Raw genomic sequence first — 17,819 nt, 5'->3', positions numbered from 1 at the left:
GCCTGGCCGGCCAGGCGGCGCAGGGCCTCGGTGGACAGGGTGCGGTCGAAGCCGACCCGTTCGCGGGTGGCGCCGATGAGGACCGGCCCGGCCGGGGTGCCTTCGACGACGGCGGAGGACTGGAGGCCGGCCGAGCCGCTGGCGACGTCGGCGACGTAGTCGGCGGCGTACACCTTGTGGCGGATCAGGCCGGGCGGCAGTGGTTCGGTGACCAGGACGAAACCGCGGCGCGGCAGGACGGGCAGGTGGCTGCCGGCGAGTTCGGCGACGCGCCCGCCCCAGGTGCCGGCGGCGTTGACGACGGCGGGGGCGTGGATCTCTCCGCGCGGGGTGCGGACGCCGCGCACCGCGCCTGCCGCGCTGGTGAGGATCGCGGTGACCTCCTCCCCCAGCCGGACCCGGGCTCCCCGGTGGCGGGCGGCGCGCAGCAGGGCGGCGGCGGCCTTGGCGGGCTGGACCTGGGCGTCCTGCGGGTAGTGGAAGCCGCCGGCCAGGCCGGGGGCCAACTGCGGTTCCATAGCGGCGAGTTCACCTGGGGGTATTTCGTGTGCCACGACGCCGGCCGCGCGCTGCCCGGCCGCGAAGGCGCGCAGCGCGGTGAGGGCGGTCTCGTCGGGTGCGACGACGAGACCGCCCTTGAGCTCGTGTTCGACGGCGTCCTCGGGTGGGAGGCCGGCCGCGAGTTCTCGCCACAACCGGGTGGACAGCAGGGCGAGTTCGAGCTCGGGCCCCGCCTCTTTGTCGGAGACGAGGAGGTTTCCCTCGCCGGCTCCGGTGGTGCCGCCGGCGACGGGGCCGCGGTCGACGACCGCGACGGAGAGGCCGGCACGGGTGGCGTAGTAGGCGCACGCCGCCCCGACCACTCCGGCGCCGACGATCACGACGTCCAGAGGTGCGCGCTCTTCTGTGGGCACGTCAGTAATATTTCACATTGCACTGGGACCGACAAGAGCGCGCACCGGTCCGGCGGCCGGGGTTCAGCGGCGCAGCGGACCCTCGCAGAGGTAGTCGGCGGTGCCGCCGGTGCGGTCGGTCCAGACCGTCACCACGCCGAAGGCACAGTTCATGTCGGCGAGGTTGGGTGAGGCGGGAGCGGCCCGGTCGAGCAGGAAGCGGTCGACGGTCTCGGACATGTCCGTGAGGACCCGGTCGGCGCTGCCCGCGTCCGTGAGGCGGGCGGTGATCCGTCCCGTGCAGGCGAAGCGGGGCATGCCGGTGTCCCCGTCGGCGGTGCAGGCCGGGTCGGTGAAGGTGGCGGTGGCGAAGGTGGTGCGGACCGCTTCGGCCGTGCGCTCGCGCAGCCCGCCGTCGGGCGTGTAGGAGGTGCGGGGCACGTACAGGTCGGCGACGCGTGCGATCTGCCGGTCGAGGAAGGCGTCGTAGCCCCGCTGGATCGCCGTGTCGCGGCCGGTGCGGTGGCGCCAGGCGTCGAAGGCGGCCGGGTCGTCGGCCCGCAGATGCCGGTACATCTCCCGCAGCAGCGCGGGGCGTTCGTTCCAGAGGTACGTGAAGAACGTGCCGGCGTAGTCGTAGAAGCGGAAGCCGTCGCCGTCGTAGGTGGCGTGCAGGAGCCGGTCGACGCTCATCCGCGGGCCGCCGTTCGCGGTGTCGCGGATGACGCCCTGCACCAGGGACTTGCGGACGGCGACGCCGTCGGCGCGGGTCGAGCCGGCGAAGAACTCCGCGGTGCCCTCGTCCATCGCGGTCGTGCGGTCGCCCTGGTACCAGGGACCTTCACCGAAGGAACCCGGTACCGCCCAACGGCCGTTGAGGTAGTGCCCGTACTCGTGGCGGAACAGTTCCTCCAGCGTCAGCCGCGAGTCCTGCGGGACGCGCCGCTGGTAGGTGTAGAAGGTCGCGCCGCGCTCGATGTAGACGCCGCCGTTGTCGGTGCCCATGCCGGTGAGGAGCGGGTGGTAGTTCTCGTAGTCGGCGCGGGAGGCGTACAGCACGGTGCTCAGGACGGTGTTGGTGTCCCCGGCGAGCGGCGCCTGCGTGCCGAGCACGCGGTGGAACTGGGCCTTGACCTGCTTGCTCGCGTAGTAGAGCTGGTCGACGGTGGCGCGGTCGAGGCCGGTGCGGACCTTCATGGCGCCGTTGTCGTAGCGGTAGGTGTACGGGAACAGCTGCCGCTCGATGTCGTCCTTGCAGACGGCGTACGGCGTGCAGGCGTCGTAGTGGCCGAGCCAGGACGCGATCTTGGCCCAGGGAGCGCTGCCACGGCCCCAGGTGTCGGTGACGGGGGCGAGCAGAGCGCCGAGGTCGGCGACGATCCGGGCACGCAGGGAGGGTATGACCCCGAACCGGGCGTACTCCGAGAGGGCGTCCCGCACGGTCCACTCGTTGGGCGTGCCCTTGAGGTGGGTGTGGCCGGCGAACCGGCGGAAGGCGTCGCGGTACGCGTCGTTGCGGGCGGCGACGGTCCGGAAGGCGGTGTCGTCGTTGCCCTCGTACAGGCCGAGGTAGTTGACGCTGAGCGCGGCGAGCGCGGCGCCGCCCCAGGAGGGGTCGGCGTGGGTGTCCGTGTGGTACCGGTCGAGGCGGGCCAGCACCTTGCGGATCAGGTCGAGTTGGGAATGTCGCAGGCCGGGGGCGCTGCCGGTGTAGAGGGCCTCGCGCAGGGTCTCGGCGTTGCTGCGGGTGGCGTCGAAGGTGCGCGGGGCGGTGCCGAAGCCGTGGACGGCCCGCCGCATGGCCTCCCGGGTGGGCGCGTCGGTGACGTCGATCTCGTCGCGTGAGAAGTCGTGGTACGCGACGGCGTGCAGGTAGGTGAACATCTCCAGCAAGTGGCTGGAGTTACGGCCGTCGTGGCGGGCGGCGAGGCCGGTGGCGCGCCGGGCGACGGCCTGGACGTGGGCGTCGTCCATGACGGTCGCGAGACGGGCGTCCCAGGTCCACAGGATGCCGCGCAGACAGCCGTCGGCGGTGACGGCCGGGTCGGCGAGGAAGTCGGCGAACCGCTCGGGACCGAGTCCCGTGACGTCGTCCAGGGCACAGGAGGCGGCCAGGGCCGGCGCGGGATCCTGCGAGACGGGGGTGACCGGACCGGGCACCCGGCCGTCGGCGCGGCGGGCGCCGGGGGCCGTGACGTCGGGGGTGCGCGGGGCCGGGGCCTTGCCCAGGTGGGTGATCTCGTCGTGAGGCCGGCGGTCGTCGCCGACCGCGGCCCCGGGGACGTCGGTGCGGTGCTGCGCCTGGGCGGTGGGGGCGTTGACCGTGCTGAGCAGCGCCGTGGTGACGGCGACGGCGAGCAGGGTGGTGCGCAGTGATCCGCGCTGAGACAGGCGTGGCTTGTGGGACACCTGCGGCTCCTCGGATGTGGGGAGTGGCTCGTCTTGAGTTTTGAGGCGTGCATGCCACTGCAATGTGAGCTGTAACATAGTAATGTGAAATTGCACTGACAACCCCTCAGGTGACACCTTCCGGGCAGCCCGGGCAAGGCCCCCAACCTCCGGCCGGAAATGGCCCCATGGCCGAGATCAGGCGCCGCGGGCGAGTCGCTCCCCAGGCCGCACCAGGGCGACGCGATCGGTACGCGCCAATAGGTCGACGGGCGCCCACCCCACCGCCGGGCGCTTCAGCACTTCCCGGCCGCACCGCCGCACCGGTCCCACGGTGCACGGATACGATCCGGACCCCGCCGTCACAAACCGCCCACGCCACCCTCACAGAACGCACACTTTCGGTCGCCGCCGGTTCCGGGCGCCGACACAGGGGCAGACGCGGTGCGCGGCTGATGCCTAGCCTCCCGGGCCATGCGATCACCCTTGATGAGACGCCTCGGTCTCACCGCCGCCCTCGCCCTCCTCCTCGCCGCCTTCGGCCTGGCCCCTTCCGCCAGCGCCGCCGAACCGGCCCCCGCCGAGCTGAAGTTCACCACCGACGCCGCGACGACCACGCCCGGCGGCACGGTGAACCTGACCATGACGCTGACGAACAACAAGACCTACGACATCTGGTTCGTCTACCAGACCATCGACCCGACCTGGCTGACCACCCAGCGCCCCGACCTGAAGTACGCCTTCACCGGCTGCACCCTCGCCACGGCCGGCGGCAGCACGGCCTGCTCCGGCACCGGCCCCGCCGACCTCGGCGGCAACTACGGCGCACCCATCCCGCCCGGCCAGAGCCGGACCGTGACGCTGACGCTCCAGGTCGCCCCCGACTCCGGCTGCAACGGCAACATCGGCTTCTACTCGTACTTCTACGCCGAGTTCAGCGACAGCACGAACGTCAGCGGCGGCCCGGTCTACACGCCGGAGACGCGCGTCCTCTGCGCCTGACGGGCCCGCGCCGCGCGCGGCGGTGACCTGAAATCGGCGCACGGACCGTCCGGCGGACCGGTCCGCGGCGACGGCAGCCCCACCGGCGGGCCCCCGGGCCCGCCGGTGCACCGCGTCCCGGCCTGCCTGGACCTCAGCGTCCGAGGAGGCCTCCGGGCGACGGCCGGGACGGCCCGTCGAACCCGCTTTCGCCTCGGAAGGCGACCCACGACGCGCCCGCGTTTTTCCGTCAGGTTTCGCAGCAGGACCACGAAAGCTCCACAGACACCTCACTATGTGACGCGACGGATGCGTCGACGACCGGTCTCTGAGGGGGAAGCCGGCGTCGCGCGAGGGGGTGCGTCCGCTCCGCGGAGCCGTACTCGCCCCTGCCCTGGGAGGGGACAGCACCGCATGAAGCGGACCTTACGCACCACCCTGCTCACGACGGGCGCGCTCATCGCCGCCCTCGGCCTGCCGGCGACGGCGGCGCACGCCGACGACCCGGCTCCCCGAATAGACCTGCGGGTGCTCGTCGTGAGCGACGGGGGCCCGTCCACCGACGCCATCGCGGCCGAACTCGACGCCGCGGGCACGCCGTACACCGAGATCGACCTCACCCGCCCCGACCGGCCCCGAATAGACGCCGACTACCTGGCGGACACCGTGGACGGCCGGGACCGAGCCCGGTTCCAGGCCGTCGTCCTGCCGAGCGACAACCCGTTCCGGGCGAACTCCCCCGAGATGGCCGCGCTGGTGGCGTACGAGAAGGCCTACGACATTCCGCAGGTCGACGCGTACACGTACGCCCGCCCCGAAGCCGGACTCCAGTATCCGGTCTACGGCGGCTACTCCGGCAGCGTCGACGGGGTGCGGGCCCAGGTGACCGCCGCCGGCCGGTCCGGACCCTTCGGTTACCTCGACGGCCCGGTCCCCTTCGAGGACAACTCGCCCACCGTCGGCGAGAGTTACGCCTACCTGTCGACCCCGGTGGCCGGTGCCGACTTCACCCCGTACGTCGAGGCGCCGATCCCCGGCACCGCCAAGCGGGGCTCCCTGGTGGGCGAGTACCGGCACGACGGGCGGCGCGAACTCGTCGTCACGTTCGTCTACAACCGATACCAGCAGCAGTTCCGGCTGCTGGCCCGCGGCATCGTCGCGTGGATGACCGACGGCGTCCATCTCGGCACCTCCCGCAACTACTTCGCCGTCCACGTCGACGACGTCTTCGCGGCCGACGACCGCTGGAACTCCACGCTCAACTGCACACCCGGCGACGTGGACTGCACGGACCCCGACGCCACCCCCGACCCGATCCGCATGACGCCCGCGGACGTCGACCGGGCCGTCGCCTGGCAGCGTGAACGCGACCTCACCCTCGACTTCGCCTACAACGGCGCAGGCAGCGCCGACCACCGCCAGGACCACGGCGGGGCCGACCCGCTGGCCGACAGGCTCATCGCCGAGCGCGGGCGGTTCCGCTGGATCAACCACACCTACACCCACGCCTTCCTCGGCTGCCGGCAGGACACCACGGTGGTGCCGTGGCGGTGCGCCACCAACCCGGACGGCAGCATCCAGTGGGTCAGCCGCAACGACGTCTCCGACGAGATCGCCGCCAACCACGCGTGGGGACGGCTCGCCGGACTCCCCCTGGACGACGACGAACTGGTCACCGGCGAGCACTCCGGGCTGCGGGTGCTGCCCCAGCAGACCGCCGACAACCCGAACCTGGCGCTCGCCCTGGCCGACAACGGCGTCACCTGGCTCGCCTCGGACAACTCCCGCGAACCCGGCCAGCGGCGGGTCGGGCCCGCCACGACCGTCCCCCGCTACCCGATGAACATCTTCTACAACGCGGGGCGGGCGGCCGAGCAGGTCGACGAGTACAACTGGATCTACACGAGCCGCGCCCAGGGCGGCAGCGGCATCTGCGAGGACAACCCGGCCACCACCACCTGCCTGCCGGCTCCGCTCGACCCGGCCACCGGCTACCAGGAGCACATCGTGCCGCTGGAGCGGCGGATCGCCCTCGGCCACGTCCTCGCCAACGACCCCAAACCGCACTTCATCCACCAGTCCAACCTCGCCGAGGACGGCATCGCCTACCCCGTCCTGGACGGTGTGCTCGACACCTACGACGCGCTGTTCGCGGAGAACACACCGGTCGTCAACGAGCGGATGAGGGACATCGGCGCGGAGCTCCAGCGGCGCGCCGCGTGGCGGACCGCGGTGCGGGACGGACAGGTCACCGCCTACCGCGTCGGAGACACCGTCACCGTCGAGGGTCCGGCCGGAGTGGCGATCCCGGCGACCGTGCCCGCGGGGACCACCCGGGCCGGCGCCGCCTTCGGCGAGGCGTACGCGGGCGGGCGGTCCGGCTGGACGGCCACGGCGACCGCACCGCTGGTCCTCACCCTGCCGGCGACTCCCGACTCCCCCGCCACGGCCACCGGCACGGGTGGCACCGCGGCGGCCACCGCCCCGGCGCCGGACACCCGTCTGCCCGCCGCAGTGGCCGAGCCGCTCACCCCCGGCGCCGGGAGCTGACCGGAACGCCGTACCGACAGCCCTGCGTGAGGCACACGGACAGCCGGCGCACGGCGTACGGACAGCAAGGGCCCGGCCGCCCGCACGCGGCGGCCGGGCCCCGCACCACCACCCCACACCTCGGCCGTGGAGCATACGGATGCACGTTGACCACGGCGCGCGACGCCCCGGCGCCCCGCGCGTCACCCTTCTCACCGAAGGCACCTATCCGCACAGCCACGGCGGTGTGAGCGTCTGGTGCGACCAGCTCGTCACCGGGATGCCGGACATCGACTTCGACGTCGTCGCCGTGACCGGGACCGGGCGCGAGCCGCTGGTGTGGGACCTGCCGGGCCATGTGCTGGGCGTGCGGTCCGTCCCCATGTGGGGCACGGCTCCGCCGGGGAGCCCGCCGCGCGGCCGTCGCCGCAGGCAACTCGCCGACGCCTACGAGCGGTTCCTCACCGCGCTGCTCGACCCTGCGGCCGAGCACGGGTTCGCACCCGCCCTGCACACCCTGGCGCGGGCGGCGGGCGACGGCGGGCTCAGCGCCTTTCTGCGGGGCGACACGGCGATCACGGTCCTGGCCACCGTATGGCGGCGTCCGGGGCTGGCCGTGCGCGAGGCGCGGCCGACGCTGCACGACGCGCTCACCGCCACCTCCCTCCTCGAACACGCGCTGCGCCCGCTAGCGGCGCCGCCGCCCGAGGAGGGGGTGGCGCACGCCGTCAGCGGCGGCGTCGCCGTCCTGCCCGGGCTCGCGGCCCTCGAACGGCACGGGGTTCCGCTGCTGCTGACCGAGCACGGCGTCTACCTGCGCGAGCGCTACCTCGGCTACCGCACCGCCCCGTACCGCTGGCCGGTCAAGGCGGTCATCCTCGGTTTCTTCCGGCTGCTGGCGGAGGAGAGCTACCGCCGGGCGGCGCTGATCACCCCCGGCAACCGCTACAACCGGCTGTGGGAGGAGCAGGGCGGCGCCGATCCGGCGTCGATCCGCACGGTCTACAACGGCGTCGACCCGGCCGCCTTCCCCCCGGCGGGTCCGGAACCGGCGGAGCTGACCCTGAGCTGGGCCGGACGGGTCGACCCGATCAAGGACCTGGAGACGCTGATCCGCGCCTTCGCCCTCGTCCGGGACCGGCAACCCGGCGTACGGCTCCGGCTGTTCGGCGGGACGCCCCGCGGCGGGGAGGGCTACCGGGAACGCTGCGAAGCACTCGCCGCCGAGCTGGGGCAGGCCGGCGCCGTGACGTTCGAAGGGCGCGTCGAGGACATCCGGGACGCCTACGCGGCGGGGAACGTGGTGATGCTGTCGAGCATCAGCGAAGGATTCCCGTTCACGCTGATCGAAGCCATGTCGTGCGGGCGGGCGACGGTCTCCACCGACGTGGGCGGCGTGCGGGAGGCGGTCGGCGACACCGGACTCGTCGTACCACCGCGCGATCCGGCCGCGATGGCCGCCGCCGCGCTGGAACTGCTGGGCGACCCCGACCGCCGCCGGGCGATGGGCGAGGCGGCCCGGCTGCGGGTGATCGAGCAGTTCACCCTGCGCCAGACCATCGACACCTTCCGCTCCATCTACCACGAACTGTCCACACCGGCCGAGCGGTCGACCGGCCGGATCGTGCTGCCCGCCACGGCGGTCACCGGGGCGCGGAGTCTCACCGGATGAGCGGGCCGATGTCCCTGGAACCCGGCGGCGCCGAGCAGGACACGCTCGCGCTGCGCCTGGCACGGCCGCGCCCGCCGCGCCGCCGCCCGCGCTGGGCCCTGGACGACACCACGCTCGCCGTCCGGCTGCCCCGGCGCGGCCCCGACGAGGAGGCGGTCAGCGCGCTCGCCGCCGAACTCGCCGACCGTGTGGGCCCCGCCGTCCACCCCTACGAGGTGGCCGCGCTGCTGGAGGCGGAGGGGCTGTCCGCCGCCACGGTGTCCGAGCGCTACGGCCACCCGAACCTGTTCTCCCTGGCCTCCGCGCTGTACGAGCGGGTGCCCCGGACCTTTCCCGATCCGCCCGCCGCAGCCGACCCGTGGCGGCCCGACACGGTGCGCTGTCTGCTGCGCGGGCTGCTGTTCGCGCTGCCCGCCCTGGCCTATCTGCTCACCGCCCCGCTGTGGCACGCCGACCGGTACGCCGCCGTCCTGATCGTGGCGGGTGTCGTGTCCTGGGCGTGGGGGCAGGCCCTCGGCCACCGGGCGTACCTGAGGCTGGTGACGGGGCGCCGGGAGGCGGCCCGCACCCTGCTGACCGGGGCTCCGCTGGGCGCGGCGGTGGCCACCGGACTCGCCGCGCTGCCCGCGGCGGGTGGCCCGGTGACCGTGCTGGCGGGCGCCCAGTCGCTGTACCTTGCGGCGGCGGGCGTGCTGCTGGTGCTGGGGCGGGAGCGGCTGCTGCTGGCCGCGCTCAGTCCGCTGGCCGCCGGTGCCGCGGTGCTGCCGTGGTGGGAGCCAGGCCCCGTGCTGCGGGCGGGATTGCCGCTGCTGGCGCTACTGGCCACGCTCGCCGTGACGGCACGGGTGCTGTGGGCGGGGCTCGCCGTCCCGGCCGCTCCTGACGGGCCCCGGCCGAGCCCACGCGCGTCCCTCCCGTACGGGCTGTTCGGTCTGGCCGCGGCGGTGCTCGTCCTGCTCGAGGGACGGCGGCACCCGTACGCGGTGATCGCGCTGACGCTGAGCATGGGCCCGGCGGAGTGGCTGCTGTACCGCTACCGCGGCTGGTCGGTCGACGCGCTGCGGGCCAGCGGGACACCTCGGGGGTTCCTGCTTCGCTCGGCCGCGGTGTTCGGCGGCTGTCTGTCCGCCTACCTGCTGCTGTTGCTGCCGGCGGCCCTGCTCACCGGCGCCGGCCCGGCCACGCTGCTGCCGCTCGCCGCCGTCCTGTGGACCGCCCTGCTCCTCCAGGCGTTCGGCATGGCCTGGCCGCCGGCCCTGCTCTGTGCGGCCGCCGCGGGCGGCTCCGGGGCGGTCACCTGGCTGGACCTGCCGCCGGGCCCGGCCGTCCTGGGGCCGGTCTGCGCGCTCGCCGCGCTCTGTCTGGCGGTCTGCGCGATCCGTCTGCTCGGCAGGCCCTCCCCGCACGTCTGACCTCGGGCGCCGCCCCGCGCCGCACCCAAGGCACCCCGCCGCCCTGACGAAAGGACTCCCTCAGTTGACTCAGCCGACCGCCACCCCGCTCGCCGCCGTCACCGGAGCCGAAGGGTTCATCGGCTCGCACCTCACCGAAGCGCTGGTCGCCTCCGGGCACCGCGTGCGGGCCATGGTCCAGTACAACTCGTTCTCCTCGTACGGCTGGCTGGAGACGCTGCCGGCCGACGTCCTCGACCAGGTGGAGATCGTCCTCGGCGACGTCCGCGACCCCGGTTCGGTGCGCGGCCTGCTGGAGGGCGCCGACTGCGCCTACCACCTGGCCGCGCTCATCGCGATCCCGTACTCCTACCAGGCCCCGCACAGCTACGTGGACACCAACGTCACCGGCACGCTGAACGTGCTGGAGGCGGTGCGCGCGCTGGGCACGCCGCGCCTGGTGCACACCTCGACCAGCGAGACGTACGGCACCGCGCAGACCGTGCCGATCACCGAGGACCACCCCATCAACACCCAGTCGCCGTACGCCGCCTCGAAGGCCGGGGGCGACCGGCTCGCCGACAGCTACCACGCCAGCTTCGGCACGCCGGTGGTGACGCTGCGGCCGTTCAACACCTTCGGGCCTCGCCAGTCGATGCGCGCGGTGATCCCGACCGTCATCGGGCAGGTGGCGGCCGGGCAGCGCACCCTCACCCTCGGCGATCTGCGGCCCACCCGCGACTTCACCTTCGTCGAGGACACGGCGCGTGCGTTCCTCGCCGTGGGCACCGCGCCCGCGGAGCACGTCGTGGGCCGCACCTTCAACGCCGGTACCGGCGGGGAGATCTCCGTCGGCGACCTCGTCGCGCTGATCGGCAAGGCCATGGACGCCCCGCTCGACGTCCGCCAGGACCCGGCGCGCCTGCGACCCGCGGACTCCGAGGTGATGCGGCTGGTCTGCGACGCGTCCCGGCTGACCGCGGCGACCGGCTGGCGGCCTGGCCACACGCTGGAGGACGGGCTCGCGCGGACCGTGGAGTGGTTCGGCGACCCGGCCAACCTGGCCCGCTACAAGACCGGCATCTACAACATCTGACCCGTCCGGCACCCACCCGGCGCGTACCGCAGGAGGTATGTCATGCACGCAGTGATCCTGGCCGGAGGAAAGGGCGTGCGGCTGCGGCCGTACACCACCGCGCTGCCCAAGCCGCTGGTCCCCATCGGCGACCAGCACGCCATCCTGGACATCGTGCTGCGCCAGCTGTCCACTGCCGGCTTCACCCGCTGCACCATCGCGATCGGCCACCTCGGCCAGATCATCCGCGCCTACGTCGGCGACGGCGCCCAGTGGGGCATGAGCATCGACTACGCCACCGAGGAGAGCCCGCTGGGCACCATGGGCCCCCTGCTCACCCTGCGCGAGCGGCTGCCGGAGCACTTCCTGGTGATGAACGGCGACGTGCTCACCGACCTCGACTACGCCGACGTGCTGCGCCGGCACGAGGACTCCGGCGCACCCCTGACGATCGCCACCTACGCCCGCAAGGTGCAGATCGACTTCGGGGTGCTCACCACCGACGCGAGCCGGGTCGTCGCCTTCACCGAGAAGCCCAGCATCGACTACCGCGTGTCGATGGGCGTCTACGGTGTCTCGCTGACCACCCTCGACGGCTACACACCCGGGTTGCCGCTGGGTTTCGACGAGCTGGTGCTGGACCTGCTCGCCGCGCAGCGGCCGCCGCACGCCTACGAGTTCGACGGCTACTGGCTGGACATCGGCCGCCCCGACGACTACGACCGGGCCAACGCCGAGTTCACCAGCCGCAAGTCCCTGCTGCTCAAGGGAGCCTGATCCACCCATGCTCATCCTGGTTCTCGGCGCCACCGGTTATCTGGGCGGCCACATCGCCGAGGGGCTGCGTGCCCTGCCGGGCGCGCGGGTCCTCGTCGGCGGCCGCTCCCCGGGCGCCGACGTCCCCGTCGACCTCGCCTCGGCCCGTCCGCGGGACCTCGCGGCGGCGCTGGCGGCGGCCGCGCCCGACGCCGTCGTCAACTGCGCGGGCGCGACCGGCGGCGACGCCGTGACGCTGGCGGAGGTCAACGCCCGCGGCCCCGCCGTGCTGTGCGCGGCGCTGCGGGAGGCGGCCCCGCAGGCCCGCCTGGTCCACCTGGGATCCGCCGCCGAGTACGGCCCCGGCACACCCGGCCGGCCGGTACCGGAGTCCGCGGCGACCCGCCCGGCCGGCCCCTACGGGGCCACCAAACTCGCCGGCACGGTGGCGGTGACCGCGTCCGGGCTGGACGCCGTGGTGCTGAGGGTGGGGAACCCGGTCGGGCCGGGCGCCCCGGCGACCGGGCTGCCCGGCCGGGTCGCCGGCCTGCTCGCCGACGCCGGGCGCGACGCGGACGCGGTGCTCAGACTCGGTGACCTGTCGGCGCACCGGGACTTCGTCGACGTCCGCGACGTGGCGCGGGCGGTGCGCTCGGCGGTCACCGCCCCCGGTCCCCTGCCGCCGGTCCTCAACATCGGGGGCGGCGCGGCGGTCCCGGTGCGCGACCTCGTCCGGGCGCTGGCCCGGGCGGCGGGCTTCCGGGGCCGGGTCGTCGAGGCGGGCACGGGCTCGGCGCGATCCGCGCAGGTGTCCTGGCAGTGCTCGGACATCACCGCGGCGGGGGACGCCCTCGGCTGGCGCCCGGCCCATTCCCTCGACGCCTCCCTGACCGCCCTGTGGACGGCCGCGACCGCCGTCGGGCCCCGGGGCCCCGAAGAGGTGGCGGCACGGTGAGCCTGCTCGTTCCGCTCTACGTCCACCCGGCCGAGGACCCGGCCGCCTGGCACCGTCTGGTCAGCCGCGCGGCGGACACCTACGCCGTCGTCCTCAACCCCGCGAGCGGCCCCGGCCGGACCGCCGATCCGGCGTTCGCCGCGGCGGCCGCGGCGCTGCGCACGGCGGGTGCCCGGCTGCTCGGTTACGTCGACACCGACTACGGCGCCCGCGACCCGGCGCGGATCGCCGCCGATCTGCGCCGGCACCAGGAGTGGTACGGGGCCGACGGCTGCTTCCTGGACCAGGTGACCGCGAGCCCGCACGGACTGCCCGCCTGCCGGCGCCTGGTGCGCGGCCTGCGCCGGCTCGGTGCCTCCACCGTCGTGCTCAACCCGGGCGTCCACCCCGCGCCCGGGTATGCGCGGCTGGCCGACCTGATCGTCACCTTCGAGGGCTCCTGGTCGACGTACGTGTCGGCGTTCAGCCGGCCGTCGTGGACCACGCGGCAGCCGCCGCGGCGCTTCTGCCATCTCGTCTACGGCGTCCCCCGGCCGCTGGTGCCGCTCGCCGTGCGCACCGCGCGCGAGCGGGGGGCGGCGGTGTGCGGGCCGGTGACGGGTGACCTCCCCAACCCGTGGGCCGGGCTGACGCCCGCGCTCACCGAGGCGGACCGTTGAGCCGGCCGCTGCCGGTCCTCGCGGTGGCCCTGGTGCTCCTCGCCGTCCTGGCCGGGTGCTCGGGCGGCGGCGAGCGGGGCGGGGACGCCGTGTGGCAGCCGCGTCCGGGGCTGGACTGGCAGTGGCAGCTCGACGGTCCGGTCGACCCGTCGGTGGACGTGCCGGTCTACGACATCGACGGGTTCGAGAACACCGCCGCCGACGTGGCCCGCCTGCACCGGGACGGCCGCCGGGTGATCTGTTACGTCAACGTCGGCGCGTGGGAGGACTTCCGCCCGGACCGCGACGCCTTCCCCCGCTCCGTCCTCGGCCGGCCCAACGGCTGGCGCGGTGAGCGATGGCTGGACATCCGGCGGCTGTCGGTCCTGCGGCCCCTCATGGAGCGCCGGTTCGACATGTGCCGGGACAAGGGCTTCGACGCGGTGGAACCGGACCTGATGGAGGGCTACGCCAACGACACGGGGTTTCCGCTCACCGCACGGGACCAGCTCCGGTACAACCGCATGATCGCGGACCTCGCGCACGAGCGGGGACTGGCCGTGGGGCTCAAGAACGACCTGGCGCAGATCCCCCACCTGCTGGACGACTTCGACTTCGCGGTCAACGAGGAGTGTGCGCAGTACGACGAGTGCGGGCGGCTGCGGCCGTTCACCGCGGCCGGCAAGGCCGTCTTCCACGTGGAGTACGCCGAACCGACGGCCCGGTTCTGCCCGGTGGCCCGCAAGCTGCGGCTGTCGTCGATGCTCAAGAAGCCGGAACTGGGCACCTGGCGCCGACCGTGCTGACGCGCCCGCCGGCCCGGCATACAGGCAGGTCGGACGGGGCAAACGGACTGCCTGGGATTCGGAGGACGCCATGACCATGACGGAGCAGCGGGCCGAGGCGGCGGAGGAGAACACCGCCTGTCGCGCCCACCACCACAGCCATGACCCGAGAACCGGTGCCGAGGACACGGAGACACCGCGGGAGCGGGTCAACCGCCGCTGGAACGAGATACTCCAGGAGACGCGGGTCACCCAGACGGGCGTGCAGATCCTCTTCGGATTCCTGCTCAGCGTGGCCTTCACCCCTGTCTTCCGGGAGTTGGGGCTGCTGGACCGCGTCATCTACGTCACCACGGTGATGCTCGGCGCGGCGGCCACGGCCTCGCTCATAGCGCCCGTCTCCCTGCACCGCCTGCTGTCCGGTCAGCGCATGAAGGACGAGGTGGTGGAGGCCGCCGGCCGCATGATGATGTGCGGCATGGTCCTGCTCGCGCTGACCATCGGCTGCACCCTCCTGCTGATCCTGCGTTTCGTCGTGCCCGGCGTCCTCGCCGAAGTGCTCGTCGGCGGGATCATGCTGTGGTTCGGACTGTGCTGGTACGCGCTGCCGCTGCGCCTGCGTCGCCGCGCCGGCCGACGCTCCCGCTCGGACGACGCGTAACGGGCCGGGGCGCGAGGCGGCAACCTGCCGCCGCCGCCCCCCGACGTCCACATCCGCCCTCCGGGCACCCGGGCACCTACGAAGGAACCGCCGCCCCGGAGGGTGACTCGTCGGTCTCCGGTTCCTGCAACTGCTCGCGCACGTAGTTCCACACCACGGCGATCAGCGCGGCCGCCGGAACCGCGAGGAGGCTGCCCACGATCCCGGCGAGGCTGCCGCCCAGGGTGACCGCCAGGAGGACGACCGCCGCGTGCAGGCCGAGCCCGCGACTCTGGATCATGGGCTGGAAGACGTTGCCCTCGAGCTGCTGCACCACGACGATGATCACCAGCACGATCAGCGCGTCCGTCAGGCCGTTCGAGACCAGGGCGATGAGGACCGCGACCAGACCCGCGAAGAGCGCGCCCACGATCGGCACGAACGCCGACACGAAGGTCAGCACCGCGAGCGGCAGCACCAGGGGCACCTTGAGCACCCACAGGCCGATGCCGATGAGAACGGCGTCGAGCAGACCGACGAACGCCTGCGAGCGCACGAACGCGCCGAGGGTCTCCCAGCTGCGCTCGGCGACGACCGGGACGTCCGTGGCGAGCCGGCCGGGAAGCTGACGGGCCAGCCAGGGCAGGAACCTGGGACCGTCCTTGAGGAAGAAGAACATCAGGAAGAGCGCCAGGACGGCGGTCACCAGGCCGTTGACCACGGTGCTCACCCCGGAGACCACGGCCGTGAGCACGCTGTCGATGCTGTCCTGGATGCGGGCCACGGCCGTGTCGAAGCCGTCGGTGATCTGTTCGTCGCCGATGTTCAAGGGGGGCCCGGCGGCCCACTCGCGGATTCTCTGGATGCCGGAGACCGCGCCGTCGGCCAGCTCGCCCGACTGGGATGCCACCGGGACCGCGATCAGCGTCACGATGCCCGAGACCACCAGCAGGAACGCCACCGTCACCGCCGACGCGGCCAGGGCCGGAGGCCATCCTCGCCGGCGCAGGAAACGCGCCGGAGGCCAGGCCAGTGTGGTGAGGAACAAGCCCACTATGAGAGGCCAGACGACCGACCACATCCGCCCTAGAAGCCACAGGCACACCGAGGCCGCCAGGACGACCAGCAGCAGTTCGAGGGAGACGCGTGCCGACGTACGCAACGCGGCGGCGGTTTTCGTGGAACTCAACGAAGCAGGCATGAGGGTAACCCTATGGGGACCGCCGTCGCCCTCCGTATCGCGGACGGCGGCGGCGTCCTGCGCTAACGTCCGCCGTCATGACGACCGTTTCGCTCGCGGCCCTGCGGACGCGGTTGCGGGAACTGGCGGAGCCCGGGATCCGGGTGCAGCAGGTGCGGGTGCTCAGGCCCGCGGACGACGACGAACTGCTGGGCGTTCGGGTCCCGGTGCTGCGCCGGCTGGCCCGCGCGCACCGCGACATGGCACTCGAGGACGTGGACGTGCTGCTGCACAGCCGTGTCCACGAGGAGCGGTTCGCCGGCCTCCTCGTCCTGGCCGAACAGGTGCGGACGGCAGCGGGTGCGGATCGCAGGGCTCTGGTCGACTTCTACCTGGCCCGTACCGACTGCGTGGACAACTGGGACCTGGTGGACGGTTCCGCGTACGCCGTGCTCGGACCCTGGCTGGTGGACGGCCCTCCGAGCGCCCTCGGCCTGCTGGACGAGCTGGCCGCGTCGCCCTGGCGGTGGGACCGCAGGATCGCGGTGGTCGCCACGCTGGCCCTCATCCGCGAGGGACGCTTCGAGCCGACGCTCCGCATGGCCCTGACGTTGCGCCAGGACCCGGAACCGCTGATTCACAAGGCACTCGGCTGGATGCTGCGAGAGATCGGCCGCCGCGACGAGCCACTGCTGACCTCGTTCCTCGACAGACATCTCGCCGAGCTGCCACGCGTCACCGTCCGCCACGCGACGGAGCTGCTCCCGCCCGGGGTGCGTGCGCGATTCGTGCGGACGCCGTCATAGAACCAAGGCCGTGCCGGCCACCGTACGTCGACCTGCGGCGGCCGACGGCCGGCGTCCGGCATAGAGTTCGCTCGGCACCGGCACAGCGTGGGGGGAGCACATGGCGGCTGAGACGTTCCCTAGGTGGGGATCGACACTCGATTCGGTGGTGGTCTACGCGCAGGGCGCCCTGTGCCGCAGGCTCGCCCGCGGCAGTGTGCCCGTGGACGGGCGGGTGCGGGTGGCCGGGCTGCCCCGTTCGATGGACCCCGGCTCTTTGCGGGCGCGGGTGGTCGGTGCCTCCGGGCTGCGGGTCACCGAGGCCAGGGTGGAGGTCGAGGCCGAACCGCCCGGTGCCCGCCCGACCGGCGAGCTGCGGCGTGAGGTGGAGCGGCTGCGCGACGCGTGGCAGGCCGTCCGAGCCCGCCGGGACCGACAGCAAGGCCTGGTCGACGAGGTGGCGGCGCTGCGTCCGGTGCCGCCGCCCCGCGGGGAGGAGGACCCGCACCGTCCCACTCCGGTCGACGCGTGGCTGGAGCTGGCCGACTTCGTCGACGACCGGCTGACCGTGCTGCACTCCCGCCTCCGCGAACTCGACGAGGAGCTGAGGGGCGTCGAGCACGAGCTGGCTGTCGCCACCGACCGGCTCTCCCGCGCCTCCACCGATGCGCCCGCGCCGCATGTGGAGACCGCGATGAGTGCGGTGGTGACTCTGACCGGCACCCCGGGTGCGCACGCCGGGGCCGAGGTGGAAGTGGAGGTGGAGTACGGGGTGCCCGGCGCCGTCTGGGTGCCGGCCTATCGCCTCAGCCACCGGCAGGGTGACGGCGAGGGACGGCTGTCGTTGCGTGCGGCGCTCGCGCAGCGCACCGGCGAGGACTGGAGCGGCGTGCGCGTCTCGCTCGCCACGGCCGATCTGCGACGCCGTACCGACATCCCCCGGCTCCGCTCGATCCGCATCGGCCGCAGCCAGCCCGCACCCGCGCCCTCGGGGTGGCGTGAGCCAGCGCCCGGTCTGAACGACCTGTTCGCCGCATACCACGCGGCAGGACCCCGCCCGGGCACCGGGACGACCGGTGCCGGTTCTCCCCCCGGTCCCGTGCCGCCGCCATCCCCGCCCGCGCCTTCGCCCATGGCGGGCTACGGCGCAC

General features: G+C 73.6%; 15 protein-coding genes. 12 read left to right on the top strand and 3 right to left on the bottom strand.

Features of this window, described 5'->3' with window-relative positions:
• Together CCN42_RS23405 and CCN42_RS23400 are read right to left on the bottom strand one after the other, a co-directional pair.
• Positions 1 to 914, bottom strand: a 914-nt coding sequence (locus CCN42_RS23405) for an NAD(P)/FAD-dependent oxidoreductase (RefSeq protein ID WP_086738541.1), incomplete at its 3' end; no start/stop codon positions are given.
• Positions 915 to 977: 63 nt separating this feature from the next.
• A complete protein-coding gene (locus CCN42_RS23400; protein ID WP_086738539.1) occupies positions 978 to 3,380 on the bottom strand; it encodes a collagenase in 2,403 nt (800 codons plus the stop codon).
• 375 nt (positions 3,381 to 3,755) lie between these two features.
• Between CCN42_RS23400 and CCN42_RS23395 the strand changes: the two genes are divergently transcribed.
• The 10 genes from CCN42_RS23395 (at position 3,756) to CCN42_RS23350 (ending at position 14,724) form a co-directional block, all read left to right on the top strand.
• Positions 3,756 to 4,283, top strand: coding sequence for a hypothetical protein (locus tag CCN42_RS23395; protein ID WP_086738536.1), 528 nt, complete (start codon positions 3,756 to 3,758; stop codon positions 4,281 to 4,283).
• A gap of 393 nt (positions 4,284 to 4,676) precedes the next feature.
• Positions 4,677 to 6,812, top strand: a complete 2,136-nt coding sequence (locus CCN42_RS23390; RefSeq protein ID WP_086738534.1) for a hypothetical protein — start codon at positions 4,677 to 4,679, stop codon at positions 6,810 to 6,812.
• Between the two features lie 139 nt (positions 6,813 to 6,951).
• A complete protein-coding gene (gene pelF / locus CCN42_RS23385; protein ID WP_086738532.1) occupies positions 6,952 to 8,463 on the top strand; it encodes a GT4 family glycosyltransferase PelF in 1,512 nt (503 codons plus the stop codon).
• Positions 8,460 to 9,875, top strand: a complete 1,416-nt coding sequence (locus CCN42_RS23380; protein WP_086738530.1) for a hypothetical protein — start codon at positions 8,460 to 8,462, stop codon at positions 9,873 to 9,875. Before pelF ends, CCN42_RS23380 begins: the two co-directional genes overlap by 4 nt.
• A gap of 64 nt (positions 9,876 to 9,939) precedes the next feature.
• A complete protein-coding gene (locus CCN42_RS23375; protein ID WP_086738528.1) occupies positions 9,940 to 10,950 on the top strand; it encodes a GDP-mannose 4,6-dehydratase in 1,011 nt (336 codons plus the stop codon).
• A 42-nt stretch (positions 10,951 to 10,992) separates the two neighbouring features.
• On the top strand, positions 10,993 to 11,706 hold the full coding sequence (locus CCN42_RS23370) for a nucleotidyltransferase family protein (RefSeq protein ID WP_086173662.1): 714 nt from the start codon (positions 10,993 to 10,995) through the stop codon (positions 11,704 to 11,706).
• A gap of 7 nt (positions 11,707 to 11,713) precedes the next feature.
• Positions 11,714 to 12,640: an NAD-dependent epimerase/dehydratase family protein gene (locus tag CCN42_RS23365; RefSeq protein ID WP_086738526.1), complete on the top strand. Its 927-nt coding sequence runs from the start codon at positions 11,714 to 11,716 to the stop codon at positions 12,638 to 12,640.
• A complete protein-coding gene (locus tag CCN42_RS23360) occupies positions 12,637 to 13,299 on the top strand; it encodes a spherulation-specific family 4 protein (RefSeq protein ID WP_086738524.1) in 663 nt (220 codons plus the stop codon). Before CCN42_RS23365 ends, CCN42_RS23360 begins: the two co-directional genes overlap by 4 nt.
• Positions 13,296 to 14,084 (top strand): endo alpha-1,4 polygalactosaminidase, encoded by a 789-nt coding sequence (locus CCN42_RS23355; protein WP_245877432.1) that lies wholly within the window; start codon positions 13,296 to 13,298, stop codon positions 14,082 to 14,084. The genes CCN42_RS23360 and CCN42_RS23355 overlap by 4 nt, the downstream gene beginning before the upstream one ends.
• Positions 14,085 to 14,154: 70 nt before the next feature.
• Positions 14,155 to 14,724: a DUF6328 family protein gene (locus CCN42_RS23350; protein WP_086738520.1), complete on the top strand. Its 570-nt coding sequence runs from the start codon at positions 14,155 to 14,157 to the stop codon at positions 14,722 to 14,724.
• Between the two features lie 76 nt (positions 14,725 to 14,800).
• Here the strand turns inward: CCN42_RS23350 and CCN42_RS23345 are convergent, their stop codons facing one another.
• A complete protein-coding gene (locus CCN42_RS23345) occupies positions 14,801 to 15,904 on the bottom strand; it encodes an AI-2E family transporter (protein WP_086738518.1) in 1,104 nt (367 codons plus the stop codon).
• A 77-nt stretch (positions 15,905 to 15,981) separates the two neighbouring features.
• Here CCN42_RS23345 and CCN42_RS23340 point away from each other — a divergent pair, with 77 nt between their 5' ends.
• Complete coding sequence (locus CCN42_RS23340; RefSeq protein WP_086738516.1) at positions 15,982 to 16,689, top strand: DNA alkylation repair protein; 708 nt, start codon at positions 15,982 to 15,984, stop codon at positions 16,687 to 16,689.
• Positions 16,690 to 16,789: 100 nt separating this feature from the next.
• A partial coding sequence (locus CCN42_RS23335; RefSeq protein WP_143661996.1) for a DUF4140 domain-containing protein occupies positions 16,790 to 17,819 on the top strand: 1,030 nt, incomplete at its 3' end.

The sequence above is a fragment of the Streptomyces glaucescens genome (assembly GCF_002154375.1).
Taxonomy (GTDB): domain Bacteria; phylum Actinomycetota; class Actinomycetes; order Streptomycetales; family Streptomycetaceae; genus Streptomyces; species Streptomyces glaucescens.
The sequence above is the reverse complement of the archived record's forward strand: the minus strand, read 5'-3'. Positions and strand labels throughout refer to the sequence as shown.

Coding starts and splice junctions, on each gene's coding strand:
- CCN42_RS23370 (WP_086173662.1), top strand. CDS start 10,993: ATGCACGCAGTGATCCTGGCCGGAGGAAAGGGCGTGCGGCTGCGGCCG.
- CCN42_RS23350 (WP_086738520.1), top strand. CDS start 14,155: ATGACCATGACGGAGCAGCGGGCCGAGGCGGCGGAGGAGAACACCGCC.
- CCN42_RS23340 (WP_086738516.1), top strand. CDS start 15,982: ATGACGACCGTTTCGCTCGCGGCCCTGCGGACGCGGTTGCGGGAACTG.
- pelF (WP_086738532.1), top strand. CDS start 6,952: ATGCACGTTGACCACGGCGCGCGACGCCCCGGCGCCCCGCGCGTCACC.
- CCN42_RS23345 (WP_086738518.1), bottom strand. CDS start 15,904: ATGCCTGCTTCGTTGAGTTCCACGAAAACCGCCGCCGCGTTGCGTACG.
- CCN42_RS23395 (WP_086738536.1), top strand. CDS start 3,756: ATGCGATCACCCTTGATGAGACGCCTCGGTCTCACCGCCGCCCTCGCC.
- CCN42_RS23365 (WP_086738526.1), top strand. CDS start 11,714: ATGCTCATCCTGGTTCTCGGCGCCACCGGTTATCTGGGCGGCCACATC.
- CCN42_RS23390 (WP_086738534.1), top strand. CDS start 4,677: ATGAAGCGGACCTTACGCACCACCCTGCTCACGACGGGCGCGCTCATC.
- CCN42_RS23380 (WP_086738530.1), top strand. CDS start 8,460: ATGAGCGGGCCGATGTCCCTGGAACCCGGCGGCGCCGAGCAGGACACG.
- CCN42_RS23400 (WP_086738539.1), bottom strand. CDS start 3,380: ATGTTACAGCTCACATTGCAGTGGCATGCACGCCTCAAAACTCAAGAC.